The sequence below is a fragment of the Winogradskyella pulchriflava genome, from assembly GCF_042434315.1.
GTDB lineage: Bacteria > Bacteroidota > Bacteroidia > Flavobacteriales > Flavobacteriaceae > Winogradskyella > Winogradskyella pulchriflava.
In genome coordinates this window covers 56189-71984 of record NZ_JBHLTQ010000003.1, presented here as the reverse complement: position 1 = coordinate 71984, position 15796 = coordinate 56189, and the positions used below count along the sequence as shown (strand labels likewise).

Annotated in this window: 10 protein-coding genes; 8 read left to right on the top strand and 2 right to left on the bottom strand. The window is 35.1% G+C overall.

What is annotated here, in order from left to right; genetic code table 11:
* The first annotated feature begins 61 nt into the window (after nt 1-61).
* The 8 genes from ACFFGA_RS06520 (at nt 62) to ACFFGA_RS06485 (ending at nt 12627) form a co-directional block, all read left to right on the top strand.
* On the top strand, nt 62-196 hold the full coding sequence (locus ACFFGA_RS06520) for a hypothetical protein (protein WP_386061412.1): 135 nt from the start codon (nt 62-64) through the stop codon (nt 194-196).
* A gap of 24 nt (nt 197-220) precedes the next feature.
* Nucleotides 221-562 (top strand): hypothetical protein, encoded by a 342-nt coding sequence (locus tag ACFFGA_RS06515; RefSeq protein WP_386061409.1) that lies wholly within the window; start codon nt 221-223, stop codon nt 560-562.
* A 62-nt stretch (nt 563-624) separates the two neighbouring features.
* Nucleotides 625-2295: a DUF4412 domain-containing protein gene (locus ACFFGA_RS06510; protein ID WP_386061407.1), complete on the top strand. Its 1671-nt coding sequence runs from the start codon at nt 625-627 to the stop codon at nt 2293-2295.
* Nucleotides 2296-2321: 26 nt separating this feature from the next.
* Complete coding sequence (locus tag ACFFGA_RS06505) at nt 2322-3074, top strand: T9SS type A sorting domain-containing protein (protein WP_386061405.1); 753 nt, start codon at nt 2322-2324, stop codon at nt 3072-3074.
* A 54-nt stretch (nt 3075-3128) separates the two neighbouring features.
* Entirely contained in the window at nt 3129-7037 is a 3909-nt protein-coding gene (locus tag ACFFGA_RS06500) for a tail fiber domain-containing protein (RefSeq protein WP_386061402.1), read from the top strand.
* Nucleotides 7038-7097: 60 nt separating this feature from the next.
* A complete protein-coding gene (locus tag ACFFGA_RS06495; RefSeq protein ID WP_386061400.1) occupies nt 7098-8159 on the top strand; it encodes a right-handed parallel beta-helix repeat-containing protein in 1062 nt (353 codons plus the stop codon).
* A gap of 4 nt (nt 8160-8163) precedes the next feature.
* On the top strand, nt 8164-11613 hold the full coding sequence (locus ACFFGA_RS06490) for an HYR domain-containing protein (protein WP_386061397.1): 3450 nt from the start codon (nt 8164-8166) through the stop codon (nt 11611-11613).
* Nucleotides 11614-11655: 42 nt separating this feature from the next.
* On the top strand, nt 11656-12627 hold the full coding sequence (locus ACFFGA_RS06485; RefSeq protein ID WP_386061395.1) for a hypothetical protein: 972 nt from the start codon (nt 11656-11658) through the stop codon (nt 12625-12627).
* Here ACFFGA_RS06485 and ribB read toward each other — a convergent pair.
* Together ribB and ACFFGA_RS06475 are read right to left on the bottom strand one after the other, a co-directional pair.
* The gene (gene ribB, locus ACFFGA_RS06480; protein WP_386061392.1) at nt 12624-13772 is read right to left on the bottom strand and encodes a 3,4-dihydroxy-2-butanone-4-phosphate synthase; all 1149 of its coding nucleotides are present in this window, start codon (nt 13770-13772) and stop codon (nt 12624-12626) included. The genes ACFFGA_RS06485 and ribB overlap by 4 nt on opposite strands.
* Before the next feature lie 30 nt (nt 13773-13802).
* Nucleotides 13803-15785, bottom strand: a complete 1983-nt coding sequence (locus tag ACFFGA_RS06475) for an LptF/LptG family permease (RefSeq protein WP_386061390.1) — start codon at nt 15783-15785, stop codon at nt 13803-13805.
* Nucleotides 15786-15796 lie beyond the last annotated feature (11 nt).

Below are 15796 nucleotides of genomic sequence, written 5' to 3'. Positions count from 1 at the left end.
ATCGCTGTACAAAACCTATATAATTTTACTTCAGACTAATCCTACAACCCACTTAATAGCAATGGAAAACGGTACAGAAAAGGATAAAGAAAGAGATATCTATATGAGTATAGATCACTTAAAAAAAGGAAAATACCAATTGCGGATTATACAAGAAAATGAGGTTGTTAAATTGGTAAGGATTGAAAAGAAATAATTTTAAACATAAAATCAAAATATAATGAAAACTACAAAATCAATCAACAGTTTTAAACTACTAGTTTTAACATTAATTTTTCCAACAGCATTGGCATTAATTAGTTGTTCTAGTGATGATAGTGATGATGGCAGTGATGCTGTTCTTGGTTGTAACCAATTAATCAATTTGTCCACAGAATATTCTGATGCATTCACTGATTTTCAAGCAAATCCTTCTGAAGAGACATGTAACGATTTACGTAATGTAGCATTAAATTTAATTGATGCAGTAGGGAATTGCCCAGAGTTTGCAGATCAATATTCAGAATTAGAAGCTGCAGCACAAGGTTGGACAGAACTGGATTGTTCTCAAGATTTTGATTGATAAGCTATGTGCTTAAGAAGCGTAACATTACACCAAATCTATTGTAATAAAATATAAAGGTCATGAAGAATAAAACATTAATTACAACGCTCTTAGTTTTGTGTTTTGCATTGCCGATGCAAGGCCAAATTTTTAAAAAGCTTAAGCAAAAAGCCGAGCAAGCAGCCGAACGAACGATTCTCAAAAAAACGGATGAAATTGTTACTAAAAAAACAGAGAAAACAATTGATGATGCTACGTCTGAAAAAGACAAATCAAGCGAAGCTCCAAACTCTGCTTTAAACAAAAATAAGAAGGCGAAAAAAGCATTTTTTAGTGAGGATGTTGTAATTCAACTTCACGAAAATGGAAACCTTAACCAAACACAGTATTTTGATGCAGATGAAGTTGCTGTGCGTTTAGATCAGGATAATTTACAAAAGCCTGGCTATATAGATAGTGAAGGTTTTATGTATGTATTTAAGCATGGTGAATATACCAAATCTTCAATAGTAGCACTGCAAAGTCAAGGTATGATGGTACCTACAATGATGCTTGAAGCGTACAAACTTCCACCAGAACCCTTTATGGCAATGCTTCAAAAGCAACACGACCAAGGGATAACAGCCAATCCATTTAATGGTATTGTTGAGTTTGCTTTTATATACAAACAAGATGATTTTAGATACGAAGACTATAAAGAAACGACCCAAATTATACGTGGAGAAAAATATACAAAGTTTGAATTATTGAATGAACCAGGTTACAAGGGTAACTATGTGCTTTTTGATACTGAAGGTAGATTAGTAGAGGTGTATTCAAATAAACTAGATGCAGAACAATCCATGAATAACATCACCGAAATGAGTATGGTACCACCAGGCAAAAGTCTTTTGGTATATAACTATACACCAGTAGATGTAACGCTACCGCAAGCAAGGGAAGTTAGGATGCAAGGACAGGAGCTTATGGAAGCCGTAATGGGAGGAGTGGTTAAGGACGGAAGTGGATCAAATTCCGAAATAGATGATGATGACTACGATACTAGTGATAGTAAAGGGATGACCAAACGCGTGAAAAAATCTCTAAATGACCATAAAACTACTGTAGCCGATTTACCAGAAAGTTATGACTTTAATTGGCAATTAGAAACCGAAATGGTTTTAGGGGACAAAAAAAAGGATGTTATGGAAATGACATTTTTAATCAATGAAAATGCCAATTACCAAGCTACCAATATTGTTGACAGAAAGTCAAAAGATATGGGTAATGCCACAATGCTTTTTGATGCAGACTTAAATACCATGGTGATGTTCATGGATGCTCAAGGGTCTAAATTTTTACAAATGTATCCTATTCCTGAAGTTGGAGAATCAAATGAGAATCTCGATAATTATAAAATTTCAAAATTACCATCAAAAACAATTATAGGCTACAGTTGTGAAGGATTACAGCTTGAAGACGATAGGTATATCATTAAAGTTTACCACACAGCAGATGCAAAAATTAAACTTTCCAACTTTATGAATTTTGGAGGTCAGAATAATAAAATGGACATGCCAGATATAGACCCAAGAGTTATAAAGCAATTTTCTAACGGTTTAATATTAGAAATGGACGTTACAGACAAAAAGAAGTCTAAGAATCATATGAACATTATTGCTAAAGCCTTAAAGGACAAAAAATCATCAATTAAAAAATCAGAATATAAAGTAATGGATTTATTTTCTGGCAGAAGTATGTTTAAAAACTAACACACTACAATATTTAATAATATATCATGAAACAAATTGGTTTATTAATTAAAATGAGTTTAATCATTGCTATAATGGTTTTATCTCAAAATTCAATTGCTCAGTGTCTTGTAGCCCATAACCAAAACGGAACAAATGTTTTTACATCAGAAGCTTTTCTTTGGGGACAAACATTTATTGCAGAATGCGATGGAGAATTAGAATACGTGCAATACATTTCTGATGAAACAGGAGTTGTATCTGCCGGAACTTTAAGCATATATGATGGTAATACAGTTTCAGATACGCCAATATACACACAATCACATCCTGCAATTACTATAAATCAGATTAATGATCCAATTAGAGTTTATATTACAAGCACGTTAAATTTAGTTCAAGGCAATCAATATACATTTGAGTTCACAGTTGACAACGTAGATATTTTAGCAGATTTTAACAATGGATATTCTGGAGGAACTCCATTTCAAAATGGCACTGAAAGTCCAACCGTAGATTTAATATTTGAGGTTTCAATATTAAACTCAACCTTAAGTGAAAATGAATTTAGTGAAGATACAACCATACGTCTGTTTCCTAACCCTTTAGCTAACTATGTAGTTATTTCCAATTTAAAAGAAACCCAAAAATATAGCATTGTAAACGCATTAGGACAAGAAGTCTTAAAAGGAAAATTAAGTAATAATGAGAGAATTGATGTTCAAAACTTGATTAGCGGACTGTATTACTTAAAATTAAAAAGCGGAATTACTTTAAAATTTATAAAAAAAATAAAGTAAAAGCATTTTTGAGGTTAGTCTAAATTTTAAATCAGCTATTAATTAAACAATATTATGAAAACAAAACTATTCACATTAGCACTTTTATTAGTAGGTCTTTTGGGCCATGCACAAAAGGCTATAAATTATAAAGCAATAATAAAAGATGACCTAGGTAATGTTTTAGCCAATCAGTCGATAACTATAGAGTTTTCAATTCTAGATGGACCAGAAATTGAGTTTACAGATGAGGTATATGCTGAGACTCATACTACTAATACAGATGCCAATGGTGTTGTTATTGTAAATATAGGAGAGGGTGTGCCTTTATCTGGTTATGAAGATGGATATGAACAATTAGATTGGAGAACAACAAGTTTTTTTGGTTCACGCTTTTTAAAGGTTCAAATAGATTCTGGTTCTGGTCTTATAGATATGGGTACTACAGAATTTAAGGCAGTGCCTTATGCATTGTATGCAGAACAATCTAACAACACAGGGCTTGAAGTAATCGATGAAGGTAATGGACAAGGTTGGCGTTTAATAAACAGACCAGAAGATTTTTATGGACCTATTGCTGATGGAGCAGTAGATCTAAGTTATAGTTGGGCTCCTTCGATAACTAGAGGAGCCACTGGAAATTATGCAATTGCTGTTGGATTAAATACAACTGCATCTGGTCAGGGCTCGTTTGCATCTGGTGTAGGTACAATAGCATCTCAAGCACAAGCGACTGCAATGGGTGCAGGTTCAGTAGCTTCTGGACATACTTCAGTAGCATTAGGACAAGGTACCAAAGCAGAAGCACCCAACTCTACTGCAATAGGGATTTACAATATTGGAGGTGGTGATCCATTATTGGCTGCATCAACAGATCCTTTATTCGAAATTGGAAATGGATACTATGTAGATGGCACCAATGATGTACGCACAAACGCTTTAACAGTACTGAGAAACGGTACCATTACAGCACCAAGTTTTGATATGGCTGAAATAACAGATAATAAGGCTTTAATCACCAAAGAATATGCTGACGCCAATTATTCAGGTGGTGGCTCAGGCACTAACCCAACAGGGCTAGAAGCTCTAGATGAAGGAAATGGTATTGGGTGGAGATTAGTTGGCGTAGATGATAATAATTATGGAAACATCGGTAATGAAGCGATAGATTTAAGTATTAACAACATTACCTCAACTGTATATGGTGCTACGGGTAACCGTTCTGTAGCCTTAGGGTTTAGTACAGAAGCTTCGGGAGCTTATGCCATGGCAACAGGTTATAATACGGAAGCATCTGGGGAAACGTCAACTGCTATGGGCTTGGAAACCGAAGCATCAGGTGATAATAGTACTGCTTTTGGTAAAGGAACAAATGCAATTGGAGAAAATTCCATGGCTGCGGGTGAACTTTCATTCGCAACGGGAAAAAATGCTACAGCTATGGGAAATGGCATAACAGCATCTGCTTTGTTTTCAACAGCTATAGGAGGTTTTAACATAGGCGGTGGTGACCCATTAACTTGGGTTGGCACAGACCCTGTATTTGAAATTGGTAATGGTACCGATTTTGGCAATAAAAGTAACGCACTTACGGTACTTAAAAATGGAACAATTACAGCACCAAGCTTAGATATGGCAGAGATTACAGACCCAAAAGCATTAATTACCAAAGAATTTGCTGACGCTAATTATTCTGGTGGAGGCTCTGGAACTCCACCAACTGGATTGGAAGCTATAGATGAAGGGAACGGTGTTGGTTGGCGGTTAGTAGGAAGTGATCCAAATAACTATGGAAATATAGGCTCTAAATCGGTAGATTTAAGCTTTTCAGGTACACCCTCTACCATTTATGGACCAACGGGTGCAGTAGCCATAGCAGCAGGAACCGGAACAACAGCATCAGGAGATGCATCAGTAGCCTTTGGTGCAGGAAGTACAGCCTCTGGACATTTCTCTTTATCTAGCGGTTATTATACTACAGCTTCTGGAAATTCTTCAACTGCTCTTGGTAGTAACACAATTGCAGATGACAGCTATTCTACAGTCGTTGGACAATATAATAATGAAACTGAATTATCAAATATAGCTTTTCAGGTTGGTAATGGAACTAGTTCAGGTAGTAAATCCAATGCTTTAAATGTCACAATGAATGGTATTATTACAGCACCTAGTTTAGATATTAACGAAATAACTGATTCTAAAACCTTAATCACCAAAGAATATGCTGATAATAACCTTTCAGCCTCAGGCTTAGAAGCCATAGATGAAGGCAATGGTATTGGATGGAGATTAAAAGGTAGTAATCCTGCTAATTTTGGGAATGTAGGGTTAAATGCAGTGGATCTAAGTATTAGTGACTACCCTAGTTCTACCTATGGAGCTACTGGTAGCTATGCAACAGCATTTGGAGGATTGTCAACAGCTTCAGGGTTTAGTTCTACAGCAATAGGAGTAGGTGCTACAGCCTCTGCAACAGGGTCAATAGCATTAGGGGATAATACGCATGCATCAGCTAATTTTGCAATTGGCTTTGGACGTCAATCCATAGCATCAGGAGAAGATGCAATAGCATTAGGTTATTCAGCAGAAGCTTCTGGATTAGGTGCTATTGCTATTGGGAATTCGTATGCCAACGGGTCAAATTCCTTATCATTTGGGAATTTTTCAGTTACTAATGGTAGAAATTCAGTTGCTATGGGTTCTGGTTTAATAGTAAATGCATATAATTCAATGTCAATAGGTAACCTAAATGTTGGTGGAGGAAATCCTGATAGTTGGATAGCTACAGATCCATTATTTGAAATAGGTAATGGTATAAATTCTTCTAACAGAAGCAATGCATTAACAATATTAAAAAATGGTACAATTACAGCACCAAGCTTTGATATTGCAGAAATTACTGACCCAAGAGCGTTGATTACCAAAGAGTATTTAGAAGCTAACAGTTCATCGGCAACAGGTTTAGAAGCTATTGATGAAGGAAATGGAATTGGTTGGCGTTTAATAGACAGAGACCCGAATAATTATGGAGACATAGGTGCAAATGCCGTTGATTTAAGTATTAGCACAGCTTCAGGCAATTTTGGGGCCATAGGAGGAGGCTCTTTTGCTACAGGAAGAGGCACAATGGCTACTGGTAGTTACTCAACCTCAATGGGCTTTTCTACTGAAGCAACAGGAGGTTATGCTACGGCTTTAGGTAGTCAATCTGAAGCAACAGGAGCTGTTTCAACAGCTTTTGGATTCAGTTCATTGGCTTCAGGTAACCAATCAACAGCATCAGGAAATAACACTGAAGCATCTGGAGATAGTTCAGTAGCTATTGGAGAACAAACAGAAGCCTCTGGTTTTGCCTCTACAGCTTTAGGTAATATCACAGTAGCTTCAGGTTTTAGTGCTACAGCAATGGGTTTTGAAACTTTAGCTGATGATCAATTCTCAACAGTGGTTGGAAGGTTAAATGATTATACAACTTCTACAAGCACATTGTTTCAAGTAGGAAATGGTACTACTGGTGGCGGACGTTCAAATGCTTTTACCGTTTTTCAAAGTGGTAATGCTTTATTGGCTGGTACATTAACCCAAAGCTCTGATAAACGTTTAAAGAAAGATATAGAAGACTTAAGCTATGGCTTAAATGAAATTTTAGCTCTTTCTCCGAAAGCTTATAACTGGAAAAATAGAGAGCAAGATTATAAATCTATGGGTTTAATTGCTCAAGATGTACAATCTGTAATAAAAGAAATTGTTCACACTGCAGAAGACAAGGACAAAACCTTAAGTGTCAGTTATACAGAGTTAATACCTGTACTTATTAAAGCTATGCAAGAGCAACAAGTCATTATAGACCAACAGGCACAAACTATACAAAATCAAGAAACAGCCAATGCAGATCAAGCATTGCTTCTACAAACACTTTTAGATAGAGTAGAGGCTTTAGAAAAGCATTCTAAGGCATCGGAAGTAAAATTAGCCAAAAACTAAAACAAACATTACAGTAAATCCATTTTATACAGTTAGCTATTAACCAAAAATATACTTATCATGAAAACTAAACTATTACTCACAACAATTGCCCTAATTTTATTTCAATTTGCAGTGGCGCAAACCGTTTACACTGTAGATAACCGACCAGAGTCAGGTGCGCAGTACACTACAGTACAAGCAGCTATTGATGCTGCCTCAGCAGGTGATGTTATTTATATTCACCCTTCACCAACAAGTTACGGTAGTGTCAATGTAACTAAAACACTTAAGTTAGTAGGTCCTGGACATAATCCAGAAAACTCAGATGGACTTACTGCAGATTTATCGACAATTGCTCTACATGCCGATTCTGCAAATTCAATTATTACAGGCTTGGTGTTAAGCAATATAACGGCCTATTCTCTTGGCACTAACACACACGGAATTCACATTATAAACAATAGAATCACCAATTATATTGATGGATATGCCTTTGATGGACAAAGTAATAACTGGATTGTAGAAGGTAATTATTTTGATGCTGGTAGTTATTTAACGGATTGTATAAGGGCAAATAATTTGAATAATTTACAAGTAAGAAATAATATTATAAAAGGTCAAATAAGTAGTTCTAATCATACCAATGTTTTTACCAACAATTTATTTATACAAGAGGATCCAAGCGGTGATGCACAAGTGTTTGTTGGTAGCAATGGGATTACGAGTCCTATTGTAGCCAATAATATGTTTGTGTTTACCGATGCGGATATCACAGGGCTTTCAAGTACAGGAACAGCAATTACATATACCAACTGTTTAACATGGAAAGTTGCAGGGGGAACACCTTTACCTGCACTTTCAGGTTCAGGAAATTTAGATAATACGGATCCACAATTTGCAAACATCCCAACGTCTTTAACAGATTATTATAACAATGACTACAGTTTAAATGCAGGTTCGCCAGCCATTGGATCAGCAACAGATAGTGGTGATTTAGGTATCTTTGGTCGAAATTTTCCTTATGATATTAATGGTAGGGCACACTCAATGCCTTATCCTGAAGCGATGACTATATTAAATACTGTTGTTCAACCTGGACAAGATTTAAATGTAGAATTTCAAGCAACTCAAAAAAATTAATATCATGAAAAAACTAGGTCTCATATGCTGTATATGGGTCTTTTTCGTGAATTATGCTTTAGGTCAGCAAATTACAGCTGCAGAGTATTTTTTTGATGACGATCCAGGTGTAGGAAACGCCACGGCAATAAATGTAACACAAGGTGTTTCAATTGATGAAACTTTTGTTATACCCACTACAGGACTTTCTGAAGGTTTGCATGTGCTCCATATTAGAACTCAAGATTCTGACGATGTTTGGAGTTTATATTTGCGTAGATACTTCTTTGTTAATAGTATTGAATCTTATGAAGATCCCACAGATTATAAAATTTTAAGCGCAGAGTATTTCATTGACGATGATCCAGGTGTAGGTAATGGAACAGAACTCGAAGTTACAAGTGGTAATACCATCAATGAAAATTTTTCTATACCTACAGTTGGTTTATCAGAAGGTTTGCACGTTCTCCATATAAGAGCTTTAGATGATAATGGTACATGGGGTTTGTACGATAGAAAATATTTCTATATCCACGCAAACACTGGTTATGTAAACCCGACACCATATAACATTGTAGAAGCAGAATATTTCTTTAATTCAGATCCAGGTGTTGGAAACGGAAACACATTGGCAGTAACGCCAAGCAATAGTATTAACGAAAGTTTTGCTATCAATACAACAGGACTTCCTGGAGGATTACATGTGTTGCACATTAGAGCTAAAGATGGAAATGGTACTTGGAGTATGTATGAACGACGCTATTTTTTCATCTATACAAATGACGGCTACGTTGAGCCTACTGAATATCTAATTACTGAGGCTGAATATTTCTTTGATAATGATCCAGGTGCAGGAAATGCCAATCCGCTATCTGTAACTTCTGGAAATACCATCAATGAATCGTTTGCTATCGATACATCAGAATTAGAAGAGGGTCTACATGTTCTTCATATAAGAGCCAAGGACAATAATGGTACATGGAGTTTATATGACCGAAAATATTTCTATGCCATGCAACCATACAATGGGCCAACACCTGTGCAATTAGTAGAGGCAGAATACTTTTTAAATGACGATCCTGGAGTTGGGAATGGAACACCAATACCAGTTACTCCAGGAACAACTCTAGACGAAATTTTAGTAATTCCTGTAGAGTGTTGGAATCCTGATGACTATACACTTCATATTAGAATAAAGGATGAAAATGATACTTGGTCACACTATATGTTTGATGATTTCACTGTAGAAGAAGATATGGTGCCACCAACTGTTATCACTCAAGATGTTATTGCAGAGCTTGATGCTTCAGGCAATGTATCTCTTACGGTTGATGCTATTGATAATGGCTCGTATGATGCTTGTGGTATCTTAAACATGTCTCTTGATATAACGGATTTTAATTGTTCTAATCTTGGTGAAAATACAGTTACACTTACAGTTGCTGATAATAATAACAACGTAGCCACAAACACAGCTATAGTTACCGTAGTGGATGTTACACCACCAAGTGTAGTAACACAAAACATTACTGTTCAATTGGACGAAGATGGTTTAGCAACCATATCTGAAAATGCAGTAGATAATGGTTCTTCAGATGCATGTGGTCCATTAAGCTATGATACAGATGTAACCAGTTTTGACTGTTCAGATTTGGGCGATAATATTGTAACATTAACCGTTACCGATGGAAGTGAAAATAGTAATCAAGCTACGGCAATAGTTACGGTTGTTGACACAATCTTCCCAACGCTTCAAGTACCAGATAATATTTCAACAGTAACAACTACTGAAAGTTGTGAAGCTTCAGTCTTATTACCAGACGTTGTGTTTTCTGATAATTGTGAAAGTAGCTTGTCGTGGGAAATGTCTGGTGCAGTTTCCGATAGTGGTAATGGTCAAATAGGAACGTATGTATTTCCATTGGGAACTACCAACATTTCTTTCGCAAGTATAGATACTTCCGGAAATACTTCAACAGATGCCATGACCGTAGTAGTTATTGATAATGTTCTGCCTAGTATTAGTAATCTTCCTTTGGATATAGATACAACCACAGATTTAGGTACTTGTACTGCTGTTGTCAGTTGGACGGAACCATTAGCGATAGACAATTGTACTGCAACAATTACTCAGATATCTGGTCTTGCAAATGGTAGTCAGTTTCCCATAGGTGAAACCATAATTACCTATGAAGTAGAGGATTCAAGCGGGAATAGTTTTTCTGATAGTTTTTCTGTCAATGTGGAAGATGTTGAGAACCCATTAATAGAAAATATGCCATCAGAAACAATCTTAGATACAGAGATAGGAACTTGCTCTGCTTCATTTAGTTGGGTAGAACCAACAGCAGATGATAATTGCTCTGTGGTTTCTTTTAATCAGATTGCTGGTCCAAGTAATGGTTCATCATTTAGTTTGGGAGAAACAACTGTGACATACGAAGCTATTGACAGTAGTGGAAATGTAAAAATCGAATCGTTTATAGTGATTGTAAATGATAACGAGTTACCAACCATTTCAGAAGTTGGTGACTTTGAGGAAACTTTAATAAGTGGATGTGATTTTAGTATTCCAGATTACACAGGTTTAACCACAGTAGCAGATAATTGTGGTGTGGCATCATTAGTACAAACGCCAAGCGCAGGTACGATAATCTCAGGTCACAATGCCTCTCAAACGATTACACTTTTGGTTACAGATAATAGTGGAAATACAAATTCAACGTCATTTGTTATTACTCTTAAGGGAACTAGTGTTTACTATGCAGACACAGATGGTGATGGTTTTGGTGATGAGAACAATACCATTGAAGACTGCGAATTGCCAGTTGGCTATGTGGAAAATGCACTGGATTGCGATGATACTAATGAGAATATTAATCCAGATGCTACTGAGATAGCTTGTAATGGTATTGATGAAAATTGTAATGGAATGGAAGACGACGACAATATTATTCCTGTGTGTTTAACAACAGACATTACAGTTGAATTGGATGAAAATACTGGACAGGCAACCATAGTGGCCAATGATGTAGATAACGGATCTTATGACAACTGCGGAATTGATTCCATGACAGTTTCTCCATCTACTTTTGATAATTCTAACATAGGAGAAAACGAAGTAATTTTAACTATTATAGATGTTAATGGAAATGTAGCTGCATGTCAAGCTACTGTTACCGTTAATAATCCAACACTGAGTGTTGAAGCATCTGAATTAGATGATATTTCAATATATCCTAATCCATTTGGTGATAAAGTTATAATTAAATTACCAGCAATTTTTAGTGGCAGTAAATTCAATATTAAATTATTCGATTTAAGAGGTAGGTTGGTAATTGATTATCAAAAACAAGTGATTAACCAACAGATTATAATTGAGGACTTAAATCAATTGGATGCCGCTGCATACTTTATAAAAATTATTGATGTGAGTAATGGAAATTTCGTTCAGCGAAAATTAATAAAACATTAAAAGTTATTTATAAATTTATAACAACCATAAAACCAATTAAATATGAAAAGTTTATCAGTGAAGAATGTGCTATTATTCTGTTTTTTAATTACATTAATTATAAGCTGTAAATCAGATAAAAAGGAAGTAGATAGTAAAACTGAAAAAGTAAAATCTGAAGGTAATATTGTTGAGATGCCTTCAAACGTTATAAATATTATAACCAAGAGCATGGATTTTACAACCAAGGATACTATAACTTCTGGATGGAATACCTTTAAGTATCAAAACCTTTCTTATGAAACCCACTTCTTTTTAATGGATAAGTATCCTGAAGGAAAAAACGTTGAACATACTTTAAAAGAAGTAGCTCCAGTATTCGAAGAGGGTATGCAGCTTATTAACGAAGGTAGGAGAGAGGAAGGGTTTGCTGCTTTTGGCAAACTACCAGAATGGTTTGGCGACATTGTTTTCTCAGGTGGATCCGGACTTGTAGGCCCAAGAGAAACAGCTATGACTTGTATTAATTTAGAACCAGGTTATTATATTATGGAATGCTATGTAAAAATGCCAAATGGTAAGTTTCATACCTCAATGGGAATGGCTAAACCTATTATAGTAACTACCGAAGACAGCGGTAATTCACCACCAGAAGCAACTATTAATATTACAGTTTCTAATGACGAAGGTATAACTTATGATAAACCTATGACTAAAGGAAAACATGTGTTTTCAGTCTTTTATAAAGAACAAAGACACCATGAAAATTTCATGCAACATGACGTAAACTTGGTAAAGTTAAAAGACTATGCAAGTATTGAAGCATTAGAAAAGTGGATGGATTGGTCCGATCCTAAAGGTTTAATTACACCAGTTCCTAATGGAGTAACCTTTTTGGGCGGTGTTAATGAAATGCCTGCTGGCAGCAAAGGATATTTTTATGCTGATTTAAAACCAGGAAAATACGCTCTAATATCTGAGGTGCCAAATGCTAAAGAAAAAGGACTATTAAAAGAGTTTACAGTTATTGATTAGTAATTAACATACTCAACAATCTCTAATCCATAACCAATCATACCAACACGCTTGGTTTGTAAGGCATTAGACATGAGCTTAAGCTTGCTAATTTTTAGATCGTGTAAAATTTGGGCACCGATACCAAAATCTTTTGAATCCATTGGAATTCTTGGTGCTTTAACCAATTGTCCTTTTATTTGATTTTCTTTTAAAATAGTAAGTCGAGACAGGAGGTTTATAGATTCTGCCTGCTGGTTAATAAAAATAATGGCACCTTTCTCTTCAGAGTTAATGGCGTTAAACATATCGTCCAACTTTTGGTCAACGTTATTAGTCAACGTACCAAGAATATCATTGTTTACTAGGCTAGAATTAACACGAGTTAATACAGGTTCTGAAGACTTCCAGTTGCCTTTAGTTAATGCTATATGAATTTGATTGTTTGTAGTCTGTAAATAAGCTCTTAATCTATATCTGCCAAAACGCGTTTCTATTTCAAAGTCTTCTTTCTTTTCAATAAGCGAATCGTATTCCATACGATAGGCTACTAAATCTTCAATAGATACAATTTTTAAATCAAACTTTTTGGCAACTTCCATCAGTTGAGGTAAGCGTGCCATTGTACCATCTTCATTCATTATTTCAACAATAACACCTGCAGGTTCAAAACCTGCTAAACGTGCAAAGTCTATAGCTGCTTCTGTATGTCCTGTACGCCTAAGGACACCTCCTTCTTTTGCAACTAACGGGAAGATATGACCAGGTCTAGCTAATTCAAATGCTTTGGTATCATTATTAACTAAAGCCTTAATTGTTTTTGCTCTGTCACTTGCAGAAATACCAGTACTTACACCATTACCTCTAAGATCTACAGAAACGGTAAATGCAGTTTCCATTGGATCCGTATTATTTCTTACCATCATGTTAAGTTCTAATTCTTCACAACGATGTTCTGTTAGAGGTGCACAGATTAATCCTCTACCATGCTTAGCCATAAAGTTTATCATATCTGGAGTCACTTTTTCGGCTGCTGCTAAAAAGTCGCCTTCGTTTTCTCGGTTTTCGTCATCTACAACGATAATTACTTTACCTTGACGAATGTCTTCAATAGCTTCTTCAATGGTATTTAAACTAGTATGCTTATTCACGGTTTTAGTAGTCATGGGTATTGCTTTGTCGAAGCAAAGATACATTTATTTTATGTTTTGAAGACAACTTTGGTAGAAGTCCTGCCCAATCTTAGTTCTAAGAATCATATATTTTATTGGGTAAAACGGGAGAGTTAAAATTAAGACCAGCGGATTAAGAGCCTTATTCTTCTGGTTGATGGTCTTATAAAATTTTGAATAGACTATGGCATCTACAACAAGATATATAATAAAAAACACAAAAGCAATAATGCTAAGGCTTAAGGACGCGTCAGCAACTTCAGGTAGTTTATTGTTTTTAAATACAAAATGCAGAATCAACAAAACAGCACCTATACTAAAACTAATTAAGCTGGTTTTAGAATAATCTTTATAATCCTTTAATAAGGTTCTTGCCTTAACAAGTTTATCAGGAATATCCAAACCTTCTTCTTTTAAAGCTTCAAGTGAAACGTTACGATTTAAGAGGTTGTGAAGTGCAATTTCCTTTGGTTTCTTGTTTAAATCAAACTCATCTTGCTCCTTAATAATCTTTACTAATTCTTCTATAGAATATTTTTTATAGTAATTATAAGATTTGGTTTCACTCTCTGACAGTTGAATTTTATTCTTTGCTGTAAATAATCGTTTTAGAGGTACAGTGATAGCATCAAACTGAAATACTCCCTTATCATTAGTAGCTCTAGTTGTTAAATAAATACTCAACGGTAGCATTACTGCTGTTGATATCCATGAACCAATGATTGGACTAAAGGTTCCTTTTTCAGCACTGTTTTTAGCAAAAATCCCAAAGAAGTGATACGTTAGGAATAGTACAATAGCTATAACCATAGGTAAACCAATACCTCCTTTTCTAATTAGAGCTCCAAGTGGTGCTCCAACAAAGAAGAGTATAACACATGCAAACGCTAAAACAAACTTATCATGTAAAGCGATAATATGTTTGTTTAGATGTATGGCTTTGTTCTCAAAGTTCTTATTGTTAGAATCTATAATTTGACGCGTACTATTTGCAGAGTTCAATGCCAAGTTAATAATCTGAATCTTGTTCTTTGTACTAAAAAGATCCATAACATCACCTGTGTATAAAGTGTCTTTTTTTGTAGGTGTTATATTTAGGTTTAACGCAGCATAAGTTGTACGGTTAAATAAAGTATTTGAGAGATTTTTATAATCGTCTTCTTTTTTTAATTCTAGACTATCAATGGTGTAGGTTAATTGATTGATATTCTGCATTGTATGTCGTCCTTTGTAATTTTTTTCGTCAAGATCTTCATTATTTAGAATTTCGAGGTCAACATTTATGGTATAGCTGTCAAAATAGCTTTTGGCGTGAGGTTTATTTATGTTTTTACGTGCGTCTCTATCAACTATTTCTTCATAATAATTTCCGTTGATTAACTCTAATTGAAGCACGTTAGAGTCCGGACTGCTTTTCAATTCACCCTTTTCTGAAACTATAACTTTATAGTTCCCTTTTTTGGCTGTGTTTTTGTCGTGGATAATAACATTTTCTAAATACTGACCTCTATCTCCAGTTTTCTTATCGACTTTAATATTAATATCTCCAATCTCATTAAACTGGCCTTCGGCTATTGCAAGTGCTGGTTTTACTTTTGCAATATTTCGTCTTAAATTATAGAAGTTATATTCTCCCCAAGGGATAACATTATTGGCAAAAAAGAAACACGCTATTCCAAGCATAACAATAAAAACACTTAGGCTTCTCATAGCACGTTGTAGTGAGATACCTGTAGATTTCATTGCAGCAAACTCATAGTTCTCTGCAAAATTACCAAATACCATTATGGATGATAAAAGCACAGTTAAAGGCACTACAAGCGGAATTAGCTTTGGCATGTAATACAAAATAAACTTTGTAGTAACAGAAATATCCAAATCTTTACCTGCTAGCTCAGAAATATAGAGCCATACGCCTTGCAGTACAAAGATGAACATGAATATAATAAAGACGCTAAAAAACGTCCTTAAGAATGTGATAAGTATGTACCTATCTAATATTTTCACTTATATAAGTT

Bases quoted from the DNA above. Each gene is read 5' to 3' on its own strand.
- ACFFGA_RS06520 (WP_386061412.1), top strand. From the start codon at position 62: ATGGAAAACGGTACAGAAAAGGATAAAGAAAGAGATATCTATATGAGT.
- ACFFGA_RS06515 (WP_386061409.1), top strand. From the start codon at position 221: ATGAAAACTACAAAATCAATCAACAGTTTTAAACTACTAGTTTTAACA.
- ACFFGA_RS06510 (WP_386061407.1), top strand. From the start codon at position 625: ATGAAGAATAAAACATTAATTACAACGCTCTTAGTTTTGTGTTTTGCA.
- ACFFGA_RS06505 (WP_386061405.1), top strand. From the start codon at position 2,322: ATGAAACAAATTGGTTTATTAATTAAAATGAGTTTAATCATTGCTATA.
- ACFFGA_RS06500 (WP_386061402.1), top strand. From the start codon at position 3,129: ATGAAAACAAAACTATTCACATTAGCACTTTTATTAGTAGGTCTTTTG.
- ACFFGA_RS06495 (WP_386061400.1), top strand. From the start codon at position 7,098: ATGAAAACTAAACTATTACTCACAACAATTGCCCTAATTTTATTTCAA.
- ACFFGA_RS06490 (WP_386061397.1), top strand. From the start codon at position 8,164: ATGAAAAAACTAGGTCTCATATGCTGTATATGGGTCTTTTTCGTGAAT.
- ACFFGA_RS06485 (WP_386061395.1), top strand. From the start codon at position 11,656: ATGAAAAGTTTATCAGTGAAGAATGTGCTATTATTCTGTTTTTTAATT.
- ribB (WP_386061392.1), bottom strand. From the start codon at position 13,772: ATGACTACTAAAACCGTGAATAAGCATACTAGTTTAAATACCATTGAA.